The following is a 20,951-nucleotide window of genomic DNA, read 5'->3' as shown; positions in this document are numbered from 1 at the left end:
AGCGGAGAATCAGCCCTCCGCGCCCGCGTTCAACTGGTGCAGCAGACGCGCCAGTTCGGCCACCTCGTGCCGGTCCCACCCCGCCAGCTGCCGCACGTACCGCACCCGGCGGGCGTCGCGCACCTGGCGGAAGTCGGCGCGGCCGCGGTCCGTGAGGGAGACGAGCCAGGCGCGGCCGTCGGCCGGGTCGGGTTCGCGGGCGACGAAGCCGAGCTCCTCCAGGGCGCGCAGCTGGCGGCTCATCGTCGCCTTGCCGACCCCGATGTAGGCGGCGAGTTCGGTGGCCCGCTGCGCGCCGCACTCCTCCAGGCGCACGAGGAGTCCGTACGCGGCCGGTTCCAGGTCGGGGTGGACCTCGCGGGCCATCTCGCCCGACGAGGCCCTGGCGCGCCGCAGGAAGACGGTCAACTCCCGCTCAAGAGCCAGGAATTCGTGGTCCACACCAGTCGGCCCGGCAGCAGAATTCGCGTCGCGTTCCGCGTTCCGCCGCTCGCCGTTCCCGTCTTCGCGCACGTCAGCACCCATGGCCAGAGATTCCCCGGGTTTCCCGATTCTGAAAGTTTTCGCCAATCGCCGCCATTGCCGCAGCTCCGTCAGTATTTCGCAGGAGTAGACCAACGGCAGCATCCAGGCCCCCTTCCCTCCCACGGGTCTACATGCGTAGCGTCATGCATGGCATGTCCATACCAGTCACGCGTACGGACATGTCGACAGACCCTCCCGCACACCGCACAGCAGTCGCACAGCAGCCGCACAGCACAGGTCCCCGATCAGTGAAACCTGATCCCCCACGAGGCCTTCGGAGGCATGCAATGCCCGTGCACAAGCACAGACCGACCGGCCGTCGCCGCCTCGGCGTCGCCGGAACCCTCCTCGCAGCACTCTCCCTCCTGTTCACCCTCCCGAGCGCGGCGCAGGCCGCCGACGTCCCCCAGCGCGGTGAGGCCTTCATGGGCATCGGCGTCGCGGCGCACGACGGCGACACCGGCAAGCCGCCGGTCTCCCGCGCCGTGCAGACCGAGGGCGTGGACGTCAGCAGCCACCAGGGCAACGTGGCCTGGTCGACGCTCTGGAACAGCGGCGTGAAGTGGGCCTACGTCAAGGCCACCGAGGGCACGTACTACACGAACCCCTACTTCGCGCAGCAGTACAACGGCTCGTACAACGTGGGCATGATCCGCGGCTCCTACCACTTCGCGACGCCGGACACGACGAGCGGCGCCACCCAGGCCAACTACTTCGTGGACCACGGGGGCGGCTGGTCGAAGGACGGCAAGACGCTGCCGGGCGCCCTCGACATCGAGTGGAACCCCTACGGCGCCGCCTGCTACGGCAAGACGCAGAGCGCGATGGTGACCTGGATCCGGGACTTCGTGAACCAGTACAAGGCCCGTACCGGCCGCGACCCCGTCATCTACACGGCGACGAGCTGGTGGACGCAGTGCACCGGCAACTCCAGTGCCTTCGGCACCACCAACCCGCTGTGGGTGGCGCGTTACGCCTCCGACGTGGGCACGCTGCCCGCCGGCTGGGGCTACTACACGATGTGGCAGTACACCTCGTCGGGCCCGACGGTCGGTGACCACAACAAGTTCAACGGCGCGCTCGACCGCGTCCAGGCGCTCGCCAACGGCTGAGCCTGCCGCCCGCCCATAGGAAAGCAGTGGCCGGGCTCCCCCCTCCGGGAGCCCGGCCACTGCCGTGTGCGATGCCTCAGATCAGTACGTTCCTCAGCACTTGCCGGCCGGCCGGTCCCGCTTCACGAGGTTGGTGTAGCCGGTCGTGCCGTCGAGCCACAGCACGCGCTGGCCCGTGTCGGCGGTGGCGTACACCTGGTCACCGCGGTTGCAGGAGACGCGCTGGGCGCCGCCCTTGCCGTCGGGGGCCACCTGGTACAGCTTCGGCAGCGTGTCGTTGGCCCACGACGTGGCCGGCGGCAGCGTGGTGACGGTGATCGCGTCGTCCGAGGCGGTGAGCGAGTAGGCGTACAGCGAGCCGTCGCCGGCCTCGGGGGTGACGGTGGTCAGGCCGCTGCCGTCGGGCGCGGCGCGCTTGACCGCTGCCTGGCCGGAGTCGGTGATGTCGTCGTCCTCGATCCAGCTGACACCGTCGTCGGTGAACGCGGTCTGGCCGATGCCGACCGCCTTGGACTTGTCGACGGGCATCAGCGTCTTCTTGCCGGTGGCGGTGTCGAGGACCTCGACGCCCAGCTTGTAGCCGTCGGACTCGGGCCACATCTTCGCGTAGGCGATCTTGCCGTCACGGACCGAGGGCATCGTCGTGGCGGTCACGTAGCTCTGGTCGGCCTGGGTGGTCTCGCCGGTCTTGAGGTTGGTGTACCAGACGTGCTGGAGGCCGTAGTACGGGTCCGGCACGTTGTAGGCGAGGATGTCGCCGTCCAGTGCGAGCCCGGAGACGTTGGCGCCGATGCCGAAGACGGTCTTGTCGACGCCGCTGCCGACCGGGCGCACGTGCAGCATCGCGGCGCTCGCGCCGTACTCGACCCAGGCGACGTTCTTGCCGTCCGTGGTGGCGTAGACGTTGTAGTTGCCGTTGTTGGGGCTCTTCTGCTCCGGCGTGCCCTTGCCGCTGGTGTTGCCGACCCACACCGAGTACGGCTCGCTGCCGTCCTCGTTGGTGCGGGACAGGGCGTACTTGCCGCCGCCCGCGCCGACGCCGGTGCCGGTCACGTTGACCTTGGACAGGATGGTGTCGGTGTCGATGCCGAGCGCCGTCTCCCAGCCGGGCACGATGCCGTGCGCGTCGAAGGAGGTCTTGACCTTCTTCAGCTGGGCCTTGGTGACGCCCAGTTCCTGCGCGGCGGCGACGACCGCGGCGCGGCCCTCGGTGAAGCCGTCCAGCGGGGTCATGTACGCGGTCAGCGCGCGGTAGACGATCTGGTCGGCGAGGTCGCCGCCGAGGTCCTGGCGCATGTCCCACAGGGCGCCGGAGAAGATCGTGGAGTTGAGGTGCACGCCGCCGTTGTCACCGCGGTAGCTGACGCCGATGAAGTTCTTCGACGTGGTGGCGCCGTCGTTGAGGTCGCGCAGGGCGCACTCGCGGGGGCTGAGCGTGGTGCACAGGTCCTCGCCGAGCAGACCCGAGTCCGGGTCGTCCATCGACTGGCCGTTGGCCTCCAGGTCGATGGCGTTGCCGAAGTAGTCGGAGAGCGCCTCGTTCATCGCGCCGGACTGGCCCGCGTAGACCAGGCCCGCGCTGTGCTCGGTGACGCCGTGCGTCATCTCGTGGCCGACGACGTCGGTGTCGGCGGAGAAGGTGCGGAAGTCGCCGCCGCCCTGGCCGTACACCATCTTCTGGCCGTCCCAGAAGGCGTTGTCGTACGGCTGCCCGTTCGCGGTCACGCCGACCAGGGAGTAGACGTAGCCGTTCTTGCCGTCGATGCCGTCCCGGCCGAAGTGGTTCTTGTAGTAGTCGTAGACCTTGCCGGCGGCCCAGTGGGCGTCGACCGCACCGGAGTTGGTGGCATCGGCGCCGAAGTCGGGGGTGGTCGACTGGAAGGTCTTGATGCCGCTCGGCCAGGCGCCGGAGGCGGTCGACACGTCGCGGCCGCGGGCGTCGTACGTGGCGATCATCTCGCCGGAGAACGGGGTCGCCGCGTCCCGCTTGCTGTAGTCGATCATCTGGTAGACACCGGTGGTGTCCCTGTACAGGTTGAGCTCGGTCTTCTCGCCGTTGTAGCGGACGCCGGTGCCCTTGACGTACGAGTCGCCGGCCGGGTTGGTGGCCTCCGGCGTCGCACCCGTCTCACCGGCGGCGGTGGCGGTGGCGCCCTGCGCGCCGAACGTCTTGATGTCGCTGTACTGCATCACCGCGAACCCGGAGTGCGCGTCGATGTAGACCTGCTGCTTCACCGGGGTGCCGTCGGCCGGGTTCACGCCGGTGACGGTGATCTGCCGGGTGAGCACGCCGTCGCCCTGCGGGAGGATCGTGACGCCGTCGGCCGTGCCGGAGAGCGTGCCGCCCTTGGTCAGCTTCTCGCCCTTGGCGGGGGCCTTCAGGAGGCCGCCGCCGAGCTGCTGGGTGACGGCGCCGATCGCGCGCTGGATCGCGGTCTTCTCGGAGACCTCCGGCGTGACCGAGTCCAGCTTCAGCTTGGTGAAGTAGTTGCCGGAGGTGCCGGTGACGGTGCGCTTGCCGTCCTTCTTCGTCATGCGGACCACGTACTGGCCGCCCATGACGTCGACGCCCTTGTACTTCTGCTGGAGACGGACCGTCTCCTTGCCGCCCTCGGTCACGGTGCCGAGAGAAGCGAGGTCCTTCGCCGAGGTGTCCGCGATGTGGTAGCGGCCCTTCTTCGCCTTGAGGTGGCCGCGGGCGGCGTCGGCCGCGGCGCCGGTCGCCGGGACCTCCTCGTCCAGCCCGGTCACCAGCGACGGGGTGTCGGTGTCGGGGCTCGCGGTGGTGGCCGCGGCCGGCGGTGCGGTGTCCGCGTGGGCGGCCGTCATGCCGGTCACGAGGAGCCCGGCGGCGGCGAGCAGCGCCGCCACTCCCTGGCCGACGGCTATGCCGCCCGGCCGGTCTGCTCTGTTTCTGCGCGCTGAAGTCCGCACGTCTGATCCCTTCGCTGCCATCGGCGGGTGAACGGAAATCGGATGCGGACATGCAAAGGCCGGGGCACGGCCGTGAACAATGCGTTGCCGGTGCTTACTTGTGTACGTGCACACTTGTGTGGCCTGCACGGACCGGGTGAGAATCGCGCCGTGAGACAGGCCGACGTGGACGCGCAGTGGGAGGCCCTCGGGCTCGGCGCCGACGGGCTCCAGGTCTACGAAGCGCTGCTCAACCGGCCGGGACAGCCGTCCCGTGCCGCGCTCGCCCGCTCCCTCGGCCTCCCGGTCCGCCGGGTCACGGCCGCCCTCGACCAGCTCGCCGCGCACGACTTCACCCGGCCCGCCGGCGGCTCGGCGCTGCCCCAGCCGGTCGCCCCGGCGACGGCCCTGCGCAACATGCTCCACCTGCACCAGGCGCAACTCCTGCACCGGTCAGCGGAGTTGGAGGAGCTGACCGGGTCGGTGGACCGGATGTCGGCGCAGCTCCTGAGCACGGCGCAGGATCCCCGGGAGATCGGCATCGAGACCGTGCGGGGCGGCCCGGCGATCGCCGAGCGGGTGGCGGCGCTGCTGATGTCGGCGCGCGAGGAGGTGGCCCTGATCGACCGGCCGCCCTACGCCTCCAGCCAGCCCGACGGCATGCCGACGCCGCTGGACATGGGGGCGCCGGTGCGGCGCGGGGCGCGGGTGCGGGCCATCGTCGACCGGGAGGGCCTCAGCTTCCACGGCCGGGCCCGCGGTCTGAACGAGCTGGCCGAGCAGGGGGTGCAGATCCGGCTGGGCACGGACCTGCCCACCAAGATGTTCACGGTCGATCGGCGCATCACCCTGCTGCCGCCGACCGACGCGGCGGACCCGACGGCCTCGGCGCTCGTGGTGAGCGACGCGCTGCTGGGCAACGCGCTGGTGCCGCTGTTCGACGCGCTGTGGGAGCGGGCGGTGCCGATCGGGTCCGCCGAGCGGGAGCGGATCACGGACGTGGACCGGGAGTTGCTGACGATGCTCTCCTCCGGTCTGAAGGACGAGGCGATCGCGCGGCGCCTGGACATCCACGTGCACACGGTGCGCCGCCGGATCACCCGCCTGATGCAGGAGCTGAACGCGCAGACCCGCTTCCAGGCCGGGGTGCAGGCGACGCTGCGGGGCTGGCTCACGGCCTGAGCGCGCCCGTCGGGCCCCCGACGGCCGGAAGGCCCGGACCCCCTGCGGGGCCCGGGCCTTCGTCGTCCGGCCGCGTCCGTCACGCCGCGACCGGAACCTCCAGGTCCGACGAGGCGGGCGCGAGGGCCAGTTCGAGCACCTGGCGCACGTCCGTCACCGGGTGCACGTCCAGCTTCTCCAGGACCTCGGCCGGGACGTCGTCCAGGTCGGCCTCGTTCCGCTTCGGGATGATCACCGTGGTGATCCCGGCCCGGTGCGCGGCGAGCAGCTTCTGCTTCACTCCGCCGATCGGCAGCACCCGCCCGGTCAGCGAGACCTCACCGGTCATCGCCACGTCGGTACGGACGAGGCGTCCGCTCAGCAGCGACGCGAGGGCGGTCGTCATGGTGACGCCCGCGCTCGGCCCGTCCTTCGGGACCGCGCCGGCCGGGAAGTGGATGTGCACGCCGCGCTCCTTCAGGTCGGCGACGGGCAGCTCCAGTTCGGCGCCGTGCGAGCGCAGGAAGGAGAGCGCGATCTGCGCGGACTCCTTCATGACGTCGCCCAGCTGACCGGTGAGGGTCAGTCCGGCCGCGCCGGTCTCCGGGTCGGCCAGCGACGCCTCCACGAAGAGCACGTCACCACCGGCGCCGGTCACCGCGAGTCCGGTCGCCACGCCCGGCACCGCCGTGCGCCGCTCGGCCGGGTCCTGCGCCGACTCGGGCACGTGGTGCGGCCGTCCGATCAGCGCCCGCAGGTCACCCTCGCCGACCGTGAACGGCAGGTCCCGGTCGCCGAGTTCGTGCTGTGCGGCCACCTTGCGGAGCACCCGGGTGACGGCCCGCTCCAGGTTGCGGACCCCGGCCTCCCGCGTGTACTCGCCGGCCAGCTTGCGCAGCGCGTCCTCGCCGATGACGACCTCGTCCTCGCCCAGACCCGCGCGCTCCAGCTGCCGCGGCACCAGGTGGTCGCGGGCGATGACGACCTTCTCGTCCTCGGTGTAGCCGTCGAGCCGGACCAGCTCCATACGGTCGAGCAGGGCCTCCGGGATCGCTTCGAGCACGTTCGCCGTCGCGAGGAACACGACGTCGGACAGGTCGAGTTCGACCTCCAGGTAGTGGTCGCGGAAGGTGTGGTTCTGTGCCGGGTCGAGCACTTCGAGGAGGGCCGCGGCCGGGTCGCCGCGGAAGTCGGAACCGACCTTGTCGATCTCGTCGAGCAGCACGACCGGGTTCATCGACCCGGCCTCCTTGATGGCGCGGACGATGCGGCCGGGCAGCGCACCTACGTACGTACGCCGGTGGCCGCGGATCTCCGCCTCGTCGCGGACGCCGCCGAGGGCGACGCGGACGAACTTGCGGCCCATGGCGTGCGCGACGGACTCGCCGAGCGACGTCTTGCCGACGCCGGGCGGGCCGACGAGCGCGAGCACGGCACCACCGCGCCGTCCGCCGACCACCCCGAGACCGCGGTCCGCACGCCGCTTGCGCACGGCCAGGTACTCGGTGATGCGCTCCTTCACGTCCTGCAGGCCCGCGTGCTCGGCGTCGAGGACGGCCTGGGCGCCCTGGATGTCGTACCGGTCCTCGGTCCGCTCGTTCCACGGGAGTTCGAGGACGGTGTCGAGCCAGGTCCTGATCCAGGAGCCCTCCGGCGACTGGTCGCTGGACCGCTCCAGCTTGTCGACCTCCTTGAGGGCGGCCTCCCGGACGTTCTCCGGCAGGTCGGCGGCCTCGACGCGGGAGCGGTAGTCGTCGGACTCCTCGCCGTCCTGCTCGCCGTTGAGCTCGCGCAGCTCCTTGCGGACGGCGTCGAGCTGACGGCGAAGGAGAAACTCGCGCTGCTGCTTGTCGACGCCTTCCTGGACGTCCTTGGCGATGGTCTCGGCGACGTCCTGCTCGGCGAGGTGCTCGCGCAGCTGGGCGGTGGCGAGCTTAAGGCGGGCGACCGGGTCGGCGGTCTCCAGGAGCTCGACCTTCTGGGCGGTCGTGAGGAACGGCGAGTAGCCGGAGTTGTCGGCGAGCGCGGAGACGTCGTCGATGGCCTGGACGCGGTCCACGACCTGCCAGGCGCCGCGCTTCTTCAGCCAGTTCGTGGCGAGCGCCTTGTACTCCTTGACCAGCTCGGTCACGGCGCCGGGCACCGGGTCCGGCACGGTCTCCTCGATCGTCAGGCCCTCCACCCACAGGGCGGCGCCCGGGCCGGTGGTCCCGGCGCCGATGCGGACGCGGCCGACGCCGCGGATCAGCGCGCCCGGGTCGCCGTCGGCGAGGCGTCCCACCTGCTCGACGGTGCCGAGCACCCCCGTGTTCGCGTACGTGCCGTCGATCCGTGGAACAAGCAGCACCTTCGGCTTGCTGGGTCCGGTACGGGCGGCGGCCTGTGCGGCCTCCACCGCGGCGCGTACGTCGGTGTCGTTCAGGTCCAGGGGCACCACCATTCCGGGCAGCACGACCTCGTCGTCGAGCGGCAGCACGGGCAGGGTGAGTGCGGCGTTGTACGCCTTGGACTCAGCAGCCATGATCTCCCCTTCGGCAGTCAAGTTGAGCTATGTCGACTCAATGCACGGGAGCTGCCGGATGTTCCCAGGCGGCCGTTCGCTCTGAGCGATCACCCCTGTCGCCGGGAAAAAGCCGCCCAGTAAGGTTCACTTACCGAGAGAGACTATTACTCCTACTGGGGGCGGCCATGGTGAGCGGTGACGAGCACGTACGGAACTGGGTCGACGGCTGGGTCCTTTCGCGGGGAGCCGCGCCGCCGCTCGTCGAGCCCTGGGGCTACACGATCCACGTGGGCCAGGAGCAGCACGTGAGCCGGCACGTCCTGGGCGCCACGAACGACGACGTGCACGAGGACGACGTGCGCAAGGCCGCCGAGTCGACCCGCGGCCGCGGCTTCCACCTGAAGGTCTTCGCGGACCCGGCGCGGGTGCTGCCGTGGCTGGGCCCGGAGTGGGAGCCGTACGGGTCGGGCGACTGGCTGATGACGACGGAGCTGACACCGCGGCCGGCCCCCGACGCCCCTGCCGGATACCGCCTGCACACGTGGTCGCGGGGCGGCGTCGTCCGGGTCATGCTGACCGACGCCGACGGCGCGTTCGCGGCGCGCGGCCAGGTCGCCCCGACCGGCGCGAGCGCGGTCGTCGACCAGATCGAGACGTCCGCCCTGCACCGCCGCAAGGGCCTCGGCACGACGGTGATGCGCACCCTCCACGCGGCCGCCGCCGCCCAGGGCGCGACCCGCGCCGTCCTTGCCTGCACGCCCGAAGGCCACCTGCTGTACGAGTCGCTCGGCTGGCGCGTGGTGGCGCCGCTGACGAACGCGACGTACGCAGGGGCGAGCGACTGACCGGCCGGCCGGGCCCCGAATTCCTTTGCCGGGCGGTCCCGCGCCGCCCGATACTGCCGTGATGGCCGCACCGGCGATCGTCCCGACCCGCGCCCAGGAAGCCGCGCTCCGGCACCTGCGCGCGGTCGCGCGCGCGGGCCGCGCCGACGCCCTGGCCCGCCTGGCGGCCCACGGCGTCGGTCCCGACCTGGCCGAGGCCCTGATCGCGGCGCTGCGCGCCCACGCCCGCATCACCCTGAACTTCCACCCGGACCGGCTCCTCGGCGACCACCGGACCACCGTCGCCGACCGGCTCGCCGCGGACGGCCGCTACCGCGGCCAGTACGAGACGGGCCTGTCGAACGGCAGCCGCACCGCGCACCCCGGCGGACTGCGGGACGGCTGGGAGGAGCAGCTGTTCGCGGGGGCCTACGCGACGGCCGCCGCGACGGAACGGCCCAAGTACGGCGCGCTCGACGTGATGCGGCACGCGGACGGCGCCGCGCCCCGGTTCGGCTCGTGCCACGTGCGGCTGCGCGCGGCGGCGGCCGCACGGGCCACGTTCTGCTTCGGCGACAGTCACCTGGGCCCGGCCGACACCGGCACCGCCGACGCCCTGCACCCGGTCCTCGCCGCGCTCGTCGAGGACGCGGCGCGCAGCGGCCAGTCGCTGGGCGTCCCGGGCGCCGACCCGGTCGCGGTGATCCGCGCCCTGCCCCGGTCACCGGCGCGCGGCCCCGGGCGCTCGCTCGACTTCTACGTCGAGGCGCAGGTGCACGCCGACGTGGACCTGCGCCGGGACGCCGAGGCCCTCGTCCTCGACCCGGCGTTCCGCGGGACGCGCACCGGTGACCTGCTCGCCGGGCTGGGGGTCCCGGTCGAGTGGCACGGCGGGTTCGTGCTCGGCCCCGACGTGCCGGACGAGGACCTCGCCGCCTTCCGCGGCCCGGCGCTGCCCGCGGTCGCGGCCCGGGTGCGCGCGGAGTTCGGGGACGGCGGCGGGATCGACGCGGCCGTCGTCGGCCGGGCCGCCGCGTCCGTGGTCCGGTCGCCCGGGAGCTGGGCGGCGTACGGCGGTCAGGACGACGTCCTGCAGTACGTCAAGCAGTTGTGGCACTGCCTCGTGCGGTTCGGGTCGGCTCGGTGACCGGCCGGCCGGGCGTCCGGTCCGCGCGGGTCCGCCACCGCCGCACGAGCGGCCACGTCGCGACGCCGATCGCGAGGGCCGTCAGATGCCCCCAGCTGGTCATCGGGTCGGCGAACGCGATCAGGTCCTGGACCAGCATCGCCCCGAACCCGAGCAGCACCCCCCAGCGCAGCCACGGCGTGAGCAGCCCCGCGAGGGCGCCGATGCTGGCGGCGACGCCGAAGCTGATGCCGTAGTCGAGGCGGTGCAGCGAACTGTCCGGGAGATGGCCGACCATCACGGACAGGCCGACCGGCACCTCGGTCGCGAGGGTCGCGAGGACATGGCCGAGGACGAAGACCCCGGCGGTGCGCAGCCCGCCTATCCGGCGCTCCAGCGCGGTCAGGACGACCACGAAGGCGATCACGAACGGTGACGTGAGCCCGCCCGCGATCCACAGCGCGCTGGCGACGAGGACGAGCGCCGGGTTCTGGGCCAGATGGGTGACGTCGGTGCTGGAGGCCCGCAGGGCGGTGGAGACCGTGTCGGGGTCGGCGAACTCCATGAACAGCGAGGTGCCGACGAGCACACAGGCGTAGGCGAAGGTGAAGGGCGTCCCGGTCGGTGTGGGCAGCAGCCGCCAGGGCCGCGGACGGCGTCGCCGGGCGGGCGGCGGGCCCTCCAGGACGGGTGGCCGCGGCTGCGCCGGGACCGCGTCGAGCAGGACCCCGGCGCCGCTCGTCCGCTCGACGCCGGCCGTCACGCCTTGTTCCACGTACGACACGCGCGCACCCCTTCCGTACCGATCCGACCCACGGTTCGCCCCGCCCCGCGGCGCTGTCCATGACCGACGCCACACGCGACCCGATCCACAGCAACCTCACAGCGCCCGGCAGCCTCCGCAACCGTGGGACAACCCTAGACGGGGCCGAAGTCGCCACCTGGCCGACCACGGTCCGCAAGGATGGCCCGCATGACCACCGCCCCGTACGCCGACCACGACCAGCCCCGAGTCCTGGACCGCCGCACCGGCCCCCACGGCGAGGTGGTGCTGCGGCGGCACGGCGCGCTGCTGCAGATCATCGCCAACGGCACGTTCCTGATGGACACGTCCGACGGACGGTCGGAGCGGCTGCTCGTCGACACCGCCCGGGACGAACTGGGCCCGGGACGCGCCGCACCGCACGTACTCATCGGCGGCCTGGGCGTCGGATTCTCCCTGGCTCACGCGGCGGCGGACCCGTACTGGGGCCGCATCACGGTCGTCGAGCGCGAGCGGGCCATCATCGACTGGCACGTCGAAGGACCGCTCCGCGACCTGTCCGCCGAGGCCGTCGCCGACCCGCGCACCGAGATCGTCGAGGCCGACCTCCTCCACCACCTCCACACATCCGCGCAGACCTACGACGCGCTCTGCCTCGACATCGACAACGGACCGGACTGGACGGTCACCGAGGACAACGACAGCCTTTACTCGTTTTCCGGTCTCGCCACCTGCAAATCCCGCCTCAGCCCCGGCGGTGTGCTGGCGGTCTGGTCGGCACAGCCCTCCGAACATTTCGAAGGAACCTTGTGGAATGCCGGATTCCAGGCGGTCCGCACCGAAGAGATCCCGGTTGTCCGGGGCGTACCGGACGTGGTGCACGTCGCAGTACGGGCCGCGTAGCCGACCGGCGGTAACTCCCCGTACGCTGACGTCCGAAACCCAGATCATTCAAGCGTCAAGCGCGTCACGAGGGCGCGCATTCAGGGGCGGGGCGATGGAGCAGACACACACCTCCCACAACGGCAACACGGCGACCCCGGGTGCCCAGCGACGGGTCCTGGTCGTCGAGGACGATCCCACGATCGTGGAAGCCATCGCCGCCCGGCTGCGGGCCGAGGGATTCCTCGTGCAAACCGCACAGGACGGTCCGGCGGCGGTCGACACGGCCGAGGCATGGCAGCCCGACCTGCTGATCCTCGACATCATGCTGCCGGGGTTCGACGGACTCGAGGTATGCCGCCGCGTGCAGGCTCAGCGACCGGTTCCGGTGCTGATGCTCACGGCGCGCGACGACGAGACGGACATGCTGGTGGGCCTCGGCGTGGGTGCCGACGACTACATGACCAAGCCGTTCTCCATGCGGGAACTGGCGGCACGGGTGCACGTGCTGCTGCGGCGGGTGGAGCGCGCGGCCCTGGCCGCCTCGACGCCGCGCAGTGGCATCCTCCGGCTCGGCGAGCTGGAGATCGACCACGCGCAGCGCCGCGTCCGGGTCAGGAGCGAGGACGTGCACCTCACTCCCACCGAGTTCGACCTCCTCGTGTGCCTGGCGAACACGCCGCGCGCGGTCCTCTCCCGCGAGCAGCTGCTCGCCGAGGTGTGGGACTGGGCCGACGCGTCGGGCACGCGGACGGTCGACAGCCACATCAAGGCGCTGCGCCGGAAGATCGGCGCGGAGCGCATCCGCACCGTGCACGGTGTGGGCTACGCGCTGGAGACGCCGACCCCATGAGCGCCGGGGACCGGGCCCCGCACGAGAGGGCCTTGTACGGGCGACCCCAGCGGCCGCCCCTCAACCCGCACTGGGCGTCGGGCGGGCTGCGCCCCTTCTCGATCAAGGCGAAGCTCGGCACGCTCGTCGTCGTCTCGGTCTTCATCACCACGGGCCTGCTCATGGTGGCGATGTACACGGCGACGGAGCTGCGCTTCATCACGGTGTTCTCGATCATCGCGACGCTGTTGATCACCCAGTTCGTGGCGCATTCGCTGACCGCGCCGCTGGACGAGATGAACACGGTGGCCCGGTCGATCTCCAACGGCGACTACACGCGGCGGGTGCGCGGCGCCGACCGCCGTGACGAGCTGGGCGACCTGGCCGTCACGATCAACCGCATGGCCGACGAGCTGGCCGCGCAGGACCAGCAGCGCAAGGAACTCGTGGCGAATGTCTCGCACGAGCTGCGCACCCCGATCGCGGGCCTGCGGGCGGTGCTGGAGAACGTGGTGGACGGCGTCATGTCCGCCGACCCCGAGACGATGCGCACGGCGCTCAAGCAGACGGAGCGGCTGGGCCGGCTCGTGGAGACCCTGCTCGACCTCTCCCGCCTGGACAACGGTGTCGTGCCGCTCAAGGCCCGCCGTTTCGAGGTCTGGCCGTACCTGTCGGGCGTGCTGAAGGAGGCCAACATGGCCGTCTCGCAGCGCGCGGGCATCGCCTCGGGATCGGGTACCCACACGCGCACGGACGTCCATCTCCACCTCGACGTCTCGCCGCCGGAGCTGACCGCGCACGCCGACCCGGAGCGCATCCACCAGGTAGTGGCGAATCTCATCGACAACGCGGTGAAGCACTCCCCGCCGCACGGCCGCGTCACCGTGCGTGCCCGGCGCGGTCCCCTTCCGGAGTCGCTCGACCTGGAAGTGCTCGACGAGGGGCCCGGCATCCCGCAGTCCGAATGGCACCGGGTCTTCGAGCGCTTCAACCGCGGGGACTCCGGGAACACGGCCAAGGGCAAGGGCGACGGGGGCACCGGCCTCGGTCTCGCCATCGCACGCTGGGCCGTGGACCTGCACGGCGGCCGCATCGGAGTGGCCGAATCGACGCGCGGCTGCCGCATCAAGGTCACTCTTCCGGGAGAGCCACGACCGCAAAGTTGACGTAGGGTTTCGGTCAGGCGGAGGTCAAGCCGCGCCGAGGCGTACCCGAACGCGCCGGGCGTGCATCCGGTCGTACCGAAACCTCGGTTGTTTCCCGCCATTTCCCGGCCCGAAACACGGCTTCCAGTGTGACTTACGCGACGGATCACCGGCCCGGTCTGCACTCCCCGCCGATGGAGGCGTAGCCTTTATTCCCGCTGTCCATCACCTTGTGAGAAGCGGAAGAGGGCGGTTCACGCCGTGTCGCCACAGTCCCCCAGTAACTCGAGCATCTCCACCGAGACCGACCAAGCCGGGCAGGGCAAAAACCCTGCTGCCGCCTTCGGTCCCAATGAGTGGCTCGTCGACGAGATCTATCAGCAGTACCTCCAGGACCCGAATTCGGTTGACCGAGCCTGGTGGGACTTCTTCGCCGACTACAAGCCCGGTGCCGCAGCCGCGGGGGCTGCGCCGACTGAGCCCGTGAAGCCGGCCCCGCAGCCGGCCGCCCCGGCCCAGCCCGCACCCGCCGCGCAGGCCCCGGCCCCGGCCGCCGCGAAGCCCGCAGCCGCAGCTCCCGCACAGGCTGCCGCCGCCCCGGCCCCCGCGAAGCCCGCGCCGAAGGCTGCCGCCGCTCCCGCCGCCACCCCTGCACCGAAGAAGGCTGAACAAGTGACGACCGAGGCCCCTGCCGGCCCCGAGTTCGTGACGCTGCGCGGTCCCGCCGCCGCCGTCGCGAAGAACATGAACGCCTCCATCGAGGTCCCCACGGCCACGTCCGTGCGCGCCGTCCCGGTGAAGCTGCTGTTCGACAACCGCATCGTCATCAACAACCACCTGAAGCGCGCCCGCGGCGGGAAGATCTCCTTCACGCACCTCATCGGGTACGCGATGGTGCAGGCCATCAAGGCCATGCCGTCGATGAACTACTCCTTCGCCCAGAAGGACGGCAAGCCGACGCTGGTCAAGCCGGAGCACATCAACTTCGGCCTCGCCATCGACCTCGTGAAGCCGAACGGCGACCGCCAGCTGGTCGTCGCGGGCATCAAGAAGGCCGAGACGCTGAACTTCTTCGAGTTCTGGCAGGCCTACGAGGACATCGTCCGCCGCGCCCGCGACGGCAAGCTCGGCATGGACGACTTCACCGGTGTCACGGTCTCCCTGACCAACCCCGGCGGCCTCGGCACCGTCCACTCCGTGCCCCGCCTGATGCCCGGCCAGTCGGTCATCATGGGCGTCGGCTCCATGGACTACCCGGCGGAGTTCCAGGGCACGTCCCAGGACACGCTGAACAAGCTCGGCATCTCGAAGGTCATGACGCTCACGTCGACCTACGACCACCGGGTCATCCAGGGCGCCGCCTCCGGCGAGTTCCTGCGCATCGTGGCGAACCTGCTCCTCGGCGAGCAGGACTTCTACGACGAGATCTTCAAGTCCCTGCGCATCCCCTACGAGCCGGTCCGCTGGCTCAAGGACATCGACGCCTCGCACGACGACGACGTCACCAAGGCCGCGCGGGTCTTCGAGCTGATCCACTCCTACCGGGTCCGCGGCCACGTCATGGCCGACACCGACCCGCTGGAGTACCAGCAGCGCAAGCACCCCGACCTGGACATCACCGAGCACGGCCTCACGCTCTGGGACCTGGAGCGCGAGTTCGCGGTCGGCGGCTTCGCCGGCAAGTCGATGATGAAGCTGCGCGACATCCTCGGCGTGCTGCGCGACTCGTACTGCCGCACCACCGGCGTCGAGTTCATGCACATCCAGGACCCTAAGCAGCGCAAGTGGATCCAGGACCGCATCGAGCGCGCGCACACCAAGCCGGAGCGCGAGGAGCAGCTGCGCATCCTGCGCCGGCTGAACGCGGCCGAGGCGTTCGAGACCTTCCTGCAGACGAAGTACGTCGGCCAGAAGCGGTTCTCCCTGGAGGGCGGCGAGTCCGTCATCCCGCTGCTCGACGCGGTCATCGACTCCGCCGCCGAGGCCCGCCTCGACGAGGTCGTCATCGGCATGGCCCACCGCGGCCGCCTGAACGTCCTGGCGAACATCGTCGGCAAGTCGTACGCGCAGATCTTCCGCGAGTTCGAGGGCAACCTCGACCCGAAGTCGATGCACGGCTCCGGCGACGTGAAGTACCACCTGGGCGCCGAGGGCACCTTCACCGGTCTGGACGGCGAGCAGATCAAGGTCTCGCTGGCAGCCAACCCGTCCCACCTGGAGACGGTCGACCCGGTCATCGAGGGCATCACCCGCGCCAAGCAGGACATCATCAACAAGGGCGGCACGGACTTCACGGTCCTGCCGGTCGCCCTGCACGGTGACGCGGCCTTCGCGGGCCAGGGCGTCGTGGCCGAGACGCTCAACATGTCGCAGCTGCGCGGCTACCGCACGGGCGGCACGGTCCACATCGTCATCAACAACCAGGTCGGCTTCACCGCCGCCCCGGAGTCGTCGCGCTCCTCCATGTACGCCACCGACGTGGCCCGCATGATCGAGGCGCCGATCTTCCACGTGAACGGCGACGACCCCGAGGCCGTCGTCCGCGTGGCCCGGCTCGCCTTCGAGTTCCGCCAGGCGTTCAACAAGGATGTGGTCATCGACCTCATCTGCTACCGCCGCCGCGGTCACAACGAGTCGGACAACCCGGCGTTCACGCAGCCGCTGATGTACGACCTGATCGACAAGAAGCGCTCGGTGCGCAAGCTCTACACCGAGTCCCTCATCGGTCGCGGCGACATCACCCTCGAAGAGGCCGAGCAGGCGCTGCAGGACTTCCAGGGCCAGCTGGAGAAGGTCTTCACCGAGGTCCGCGAGGCCGTCGCGGCCCCGGCCGAGGCGCAGGTCCCCGACCCGCAGGCCGAGTTCCCCGTGGCCGTGCAGACGGCGATCTCCCAGGAGGTCGTCAAGCGCATCGCCGAGTCCCAGGTGAACATCCCGGACAACATCACCGTGCACCCGCGTCTGCTGCCGCAGCTGCAGCGCCGTGCGTCGATGATCGAGGACGGGACGATCGACTGGGGCATGGGCGAGACCCTCGCCATCGGCTCCCTCCTCCTGGAGGGCACCCCGGTCCGGCTGTCCGGCCAGGACTCGCGCCGCGGCACGTTCGGACAGCGCCACGCGGTGCTGATCGACCGGGAGACCGGCGAGGACTACACCCCGCTGCTCTACCTGTCGCCGGAGCAGGCCCGCTACAACGTCTACGACTCGCTGCTCTCCGAGTACGCGGTGATGGGCTTCGAGTACGGCTACTCGCTGGCCCGCCCCGAGTCGCTGGTCATGTGGGAAGCCCAGTTCGGTGACTTCGTCAACGGCGCGCAGACGGTCGTCGACGAGTACATCTCGGCCGCCGAGCAGAAGTGGGGCCAGACGTCCGGCGTCACGCTCCTCCTCCCGCACGGCTACGAGGGCCAGGGCCCGGACCACTCCTCGGCCCGTGTCGAGCGCTTCCTGCAGCTCTGCGCGCAGAACAACATGACGGTCGCGATGCCGACCCTCCCGTCGAACTACTTCCACCTCCTGCGGTGGCAGGTGCACAACCCGCACCACAAGCCGCTGGTGGTCTTCACGCCGAAGTCGATGCTGCGCCTCAAGGCCGCCGCGTCGAAGGCGGAGGAGTTCACGACGGGCGGCTTCCGTCCGGTCATCGGCGACGAGTCGGTCGACCCGAACGCGGTCAAGAAGGTCGTGTTCGTGGCGGGCAAGCTCTACTACGACCTCGAGGCCGAGCGGAAGAAGAGCGGGATCACCGACACCGCGATCATCCGCGTCGAGCGTCTGTACCCGCTGCCGGGTGCGGAGCTCCAGGCGGAGATCGCCAAGTTCCCGAACGCCGAGAAGTACATCTGGGCGCAGGAGGAGCCGGCGAACCAGGGTGCCTGGCCGTTCATCGCGCTCAACCTGATCGACCACCTGGACCTGGCCGTCGGCGCCGACGTCCCGCACGGCGAGCGCCTGCGCCGCATCTCGCGGCCGCACGGCTCGTCCCCGGCGGTCGGCTCCGCCAAGCGGCACCAGGCGGAGCAGGAGCAGCTGGTGCGTGAGGTGTTCGAGGCGTAACCGCCCCGGCGCGTCAGCAGGGCCGTACTCCCGCGAGGGGGTGCGGCCCTGCCGCATATCCTGGTGCCATGTACTTCACGGACCGCGGCATCGAAGAGCTGGAGAAGCGGCGTGGCGAGGAGGAGGTCACCTTCGAGTGGCTCGCCGAGCAGCTGCGGACCTTCGTCGACCTGAACCCCGACTTCGAGGTGCCGGTGGAGCGGCTCGCCACGTGGCTGGCGCGGCTCGACGACGACGAGGACGACGAGTAGGTCGCCCGAGCGGGGGCGCGAGCAGGTCCCCCGGGCGGAGTGTCAGTCGCGGGCCGCGCGCATCCGGTCGTACGCGAGTCCGAGCGCGCCGTGGGCGAGCAGGACGGCCCCCGCGGTGAGCCAGCCGCCGCTGCGCCGCCGCAGGCCGTGCACGGTGAGCGGGAGGCCCGCCGCGAGCTGCAGGGCGGCCAGGCAGCGGGCCTTGGGGCCGCGCAGCCACGGGCCGATGCTGCTGCTCTCGACGACGTCGAGTTCGGCGTGGACGGCGTCCCGCCAGCCCGACCACTCGATCCGTTCCACGTCGGGCTGGATGCGGGCGACCTCGCGCAGCCGGTCGGCCGGTTCGCCCGGGGTGAGGCCGGTGGGGAGCGTGAGGCCGGTGCGGGTGAGGACCGCGAGCAGGCCGAGCATCCGGGCCCGGGCGTCGGCCTCGCTGTCCGGTACGGCGAGGGCTTCCAGCGACTGCATGTCGAGCACCGGGTCGAGGCCGAGGCGGGCGGCGAAGGTGCGCAGGGCCTCGTCCTCGCCGACCGGGGTGCCGTTCGCCAGCCATACGTAGCCCACGGGGCGGCGGAAGCCGGAGGCGAGCATGAAGCCGCTGCGGTCGGCGTCCCACCACAGGGCGAGCACCGGCCACGGGGCACCCACCGCGAGGGCTCCGGCCCAGCCGCCGAGCACCCGGTCGACGGGTTCGCCGCCGGCGTCGGAGGCGGCCAGCCAGGGCTTCGTCTCCGGTACGAGCACGCTCCACTCACGTCCGGCCCGGGCGAGCAGCATGCGCTCGCGCAGCAGCTGGGCAGCGGGGCCGACGACGGCGGGTTCGGCGCGGCAGAGGAGCAGCGCGCCGGCGGGTTCGGGAGACAGCATGGCCCCACGCTAGGGCAATTCACCCATCTTGGACCACAAATGTCCGCCTTGATGGTGGCGCGGGTGGTGACGCGACGGCGACGCGGGGTGCTCACGAAAGACGGAAGTCGTCCACGGCAGTCTTGACTTCCCGTATCCGCGATATATCGTGTTTGACAGAGGACGCGATATGGCGCGTTCGCTGCCGAGGAGGTCCCACCATGCCCGAGTGGTCCGTCGCGGAGCCGCAGAAGCTCGCCTTCGACGAGCCGTTGACGACCCTGCGCGTACGCATCGTGAACGGAACGGTGAACGTGGTGGGCACGGACGAAGGTTCCGCCCGCCTGGAGGTCTCCGCCATCGAAGGGCCGCCGCTCCTGGTCACCCAGCAGGAGGGCACGCTCTCGGTGGCGTACGACGACCTGCCCTGGAAGGGCTTCCTCAAGTGGCTCGACCGTAAGGGCTGGCACCGCAGCGCGGTCGTCTCGCTCGCGGTGCCCGCGGGCACCCGGGTCGAGGTCGGCGTGGTCGGCGCGGGCGCCGTCGTCTCCGGCATGGAGGGGCACACGGAGGTGAAGGGCGTCACCGGCGACACGACCCTGGTCGGCGTCACCGGGCCGGTGCGCACCAGCACGGTCTCGGGCAGCGTCGAGGCGCAGGCGGTGACCGGCGACCTCCGGTTCAACTCGGTGTCCGGGGACCTCACGGTGGTGGAGGGCTCGGGTTCCTTCGTGAAGGCCGACACGGTGAGCGGCTCGATGATCGTGGACCTGGACCCGGCGGGCCCCACGGACGTGAGCCTGACGAGCGTCTCCGGCGAGATCGCCATCCGCATCCCGCACCCGGCGGACACGGAGGTCGAGGCGAACACGGCGAGCGGCGCGGTGTCGAACGCCTTCGACGGACTGCGGGTCTCCGGCCAGTGGGGCGCCCACAAGATCACCGGCCGGCTCGGTGCGGGCACCGGCAGCCTGAAGGCGACCACGGTCTCGGGCTCGATCGCCCTGCTGCGCAGGCCACCCGGCGAGGACGAGCCGACCGACATCACCCCCGACGCCGTCCCCTCCGACGCCGTCCCTTCCTCCGATGCGGCCTCCTCCGGCGCCACCCCGTCCGCGCCCACCGACAAGAAGGTGCTCTGACATGGCCCCCGTCTTCGCCCACGGCCGTCTGCGCCTCTACCTGCTCAAGCTGCTCGACGAGGCCCCGCGCCACGGCTACGAGGTGATCCGGCTCCTGGAGGAGCGCTTCCAGGGGCTGTACGCGCCGTCGGCGGGCACGGTGTACCCGCGCCTGGCCAAGCTGGAGACCGAGGGACTCGTCACGCACACGACCGAGGGCGGCCGGAAGGTCTACGCGATCACCGACGCGGGCCGGGCCGAACTGGCCGACCGGAGCGGCGAGCTGGCCGATCTGGAGCTGGAGATCCGCGAGTCCGTGGCCGAGCTGGCCGCCGAGATCCGGGACGACGTCCGGGGCGCGGCGGGCGACCTGCGCCGCGAGGTGCGGGCCGCGGCGTCGCAGACCCGCAGCGGCGGCAGCGCCGGATCCGGTGCCGGTGCGGGCGCCGGTGCGGGTGGCTTCGGCGACCTGGGGGACCTCACGGACAAGGAGTCCTGGCGGGCCGCGAAGGAGGAGCTGCGCCGGGCCAAGCAGGAGTGGAAGGAGCAGGCGCGGCGGGCGAAGGACGAGAGCCGCCGGGCCCGCGAGGAGGCCCAGCGGGCGCGCCGCCAGGCCAAGGAGACCCAGGACCGGGTGCAGGCGCAGGCGCAGGAGGAGTTCCAGCGCATGGCCAAGCGCGTCCAGGACCAGGTCCAGGACCACTTCACGCGCGGCGACTGGCCGACCGGGGTGCGCGAGGGCCTGTCCGAGCTGGCCAGGGAGTTCGGCGAGTTCGGCAAGTCCTTCGGCAAGGACTTCACCGGGGGCTCCGCCAAGGGGGCCGACCGCAAGCCGGGCGACGCCGGGGAGCGCACGGGTGAGCAGGCCAAGGGCGCCCCGGCACCGGC

The 20,951-nt window shown here is 71.4% G+C and carries 16 protein-coding genes; 11 read left to right on the top strand and 5 right to left on the bottom strand.

Features of this window, described 5'->3' with window-relative positions:
- Positions 1 to 9: 9 nt before the first annotated feature.
- Positions 10 to 525, bottom strand: coding sequence for a MarR family winged helix-turn-helix transcriptional regulator (locus M4J07_RS14480; protein WP_255971774.1), 516 nt, complete (start codon positions 523 to 525; stop codon positions 10 to 12).
- A 287-nt stretch (positions 526 to 812) separates the two neighbouring features.
- Here M4J07_RS14480 and M4J07_RS14475 point away from each other — a divergent pair, with 287 nt between their 5' ends.
- Complete coding sequence (locus tag M4J07_RS14475; RefSeq protein WP_255971772.1) at positions 813 to 1,637, top strand: lysozyme; 825 nt, start codon at positions 813 to 815, stop codon at positions 1,635 to 1,637.
- A gap of 93 nt (positions 1,638 to 1,730) precedes the next feature.
- On the opposite strand, the gene M4J07_RS14470 is transcribed toward M4J07_RS14475, so the two are convergent.
- Positions 1,731 to 4,571, bottom strand: a complete 2,841-nt coding sequence (locus M4J07_RS14470) for a M4 family metallopeptidase (RefSeq protein ID WP_374215036.1) — start codon at positions 4,569 to 4,571, stop codon at positions 1,731 to 1,733.
- 150 nt (positions 4,572 to 4,721) lie between these two features.
- Between M4J07_RS14470 and M4J07_RS14465 the strand changes: the two genes are divergently transcribed.
- Entirely contained in the window at positions 4,722 to 5,732 is a 1,011-nt protein-coding gene (locus M4J07_RS14465; protein WP_255971770.1) for a LuxR C-terminal-related transcriptional regulator, read from the top strand.
- A 79-nt stretch (positions 5,733 to 5,811) separates the two neighbouring features.
- Here M4J07_RS14465 and lon read toward each other — a convergent pair whose 3' ends face one another.
- Positions 5,812 to 8,232: an endopeptidase La gene (gene lon, locus M4J07_RS14460; RefSeq protein WP_255971768.1), complete on the bottom strand. Its 2,421-nt coding sequence runs from the start codon at positions 8,230 to 8,232 to the stop codon at positions 5,812 to 5,814.
- Positions 8,233 to 8,399: 167 nt separating this feature from the next.
- On the opposite strand from lon, the gene M4J07_RS14455 reads away from it, so the two are divergent.
- Complete coding sequence (locus tag M4J07_RS14455; protein WP_255971766.1) at positions 8,400 to 9,059, top strand: GNAT family N-acetyltransferase; 660 nt, start codon at positions 8,400 to 8,402, stop codon at positions 9,057 to 9,059.
- 61 nt (positions 9,060 to 9,120) lie between these two features.
- Positions 9,121 to 10,185, top strand: coding sequence for a DUF3626 domain-containing protein (locus M4J07_RS14450; RefSeq protein WP_255971764.1), 1,065 nt, complete (start codon positions 9,121 to 9,123; stop codon positions 10,183 to 10,185).
- Here the strand turns inward: M4J07_RS14450 and M4J07_RS14445 are convergent.
- On the bottom strand, positions 10,139 to 10,939 hold the full coding sequence (locus tag M4J07_RS14445) for a rhomboid-like protein (protein ID WP_374215037.1): 801 nt from the start codon (positions 10,937 to 10,939) through the stop codon (positions 10,139 to 10,141). The two genes, M4J07_RS14450 and M4J07_RS14445, sit on opposite strands and share 47 nt — an antisense overlap.
- Before the next feature lie 198 nt (positions 10,940 to 11,137).
- On the opposite strand from M4J07_RS14445, the gene M4J07_RS14440 reads away from it, so the two are divergent.
- The 5 genes from M4J07_RS14440 (at position 11,138) to M4J07_RS14420 (ending at position 18,096) form a co-directional block, all read left to right on the top strand.
- A complete protein-coding gene (locus M4J07_RS14440) occupies positions 11,138 to 11,830 on the top strand; it encodes a spermidine synthase (protein WP_255971760.1) in 693 nt (230 codons plus the stop codon).
- 94 nt (positions 11,831 to 11,924) lie between these two features.
- Positions 11,925 to 12,662: a response regulator transcription factor gene (locus tag M4J07_RS14435; RefSeq protein ID WP_255971758.1), complete on the top strand. Its 738-nt coding sequence runs from the start codon at positions 11,925 to 11,927 to the stop codon at positions 12,660 to 12,662.
- Entirely contained in the window at positions 12,659 to 13,807 is a 1,149-nt protein-coding gene (locus M4J07_RS14430) for a sensor histidine kinase (protein ID WP_255971756.1), read from the top strand. Before M4J07_RS14435 ends, M4J07_RS14430 begins: the two co-directional genes overlap by 4 nt.
- Before the next feature lie 240 nt (positions 13,808 to 14,047).
- A complete protein-coding gene (locus M4J07_RS14425; RefSeq protein WP_255971754.1) occupies positions 14,048 to 17,845 on the top strand; it encodes a multifunctional oxoglutarate decarboxylase/oxoglutarate dehydrogenase thiamine pyrophosphate-binding subunit/dihydrolipoyllysine-residue succinyltransferase subunit in 3,798 nt (1,265 codons plus the stop codon).
- 68 nt (positions 17,846 to 17,913) lie between these two features.
- Complete coding sequence (locus M4J07_RS14420) at positions 17,914 to 18,096, top strand: DUF6104 family protein (RefSeq protein ID WP_019058231.1); 183 nt, start codon at positions 17,914 to 17,916, stop codon at positions 18,094 to 18,096.
- A gap of 42 nt (positions 18,097 to 18,138) precedes the next feature.
- Here M4J07_RS14420 and M4J07_RS14415 read toward each other — a convergent pair whose 3' ends face one another.
- Positions 18,139 to 18,963: a hypothetical protein gene (locus M4J07_RS14415; protein WP_255971752.1), complete on the bottom strand. Its 825-nt coding sequence runs from the start codon at positions 18,961 to 18,963 to the stop codon at positions 18,139 to 18,141.
- A 200-nt stretch (positions 18,964 to 19,163) separates the two neighbouring features.
- Here M4J07_RS14415 and M4J07_RS14410 point away from each other — a divergent pair, with 200 nt between their 5' ends.
- Both M4J07_RS14410 and M4J07_RS14405 read left to right on the top strand, forming a co-directional pair.
- On the top strand, positions 19,164 to 20,084 hold the full coding sequence (locus M4J07_RS14410; RefSeq protein ID WP_255971750.1) for a DUF4097 family beta strand repeat-containing protein: 921 nt from the start codon (positions 19,164 to 19,166) through the stop codon (positions 20,082 to 20,084).
- Position 20,085: 1 nt separating this feature from the next.
- A partial coding sequence (locus M4J07_RS14405; protein WP_255971748.1) for a PadR family transcriptional regulator occupies positions 20,086 to 20,951 on the top strand: 866 nt, incomplete at its 3' end.

The organism is Streptomyces longispororuber, from assembly GCF_024448165.1.
In the GTDB taxonomy this organism is placed as follows: domain Bacteria; phylum Actinomycetota; class Actinomycetes; order Streptomycetales; family Streptomycetaceae; genus Streptomyces; species Streptomyces longispororuber_A.
This window is presented reverse-complemented; position numbering and strand designations above follow the sequence as displayed.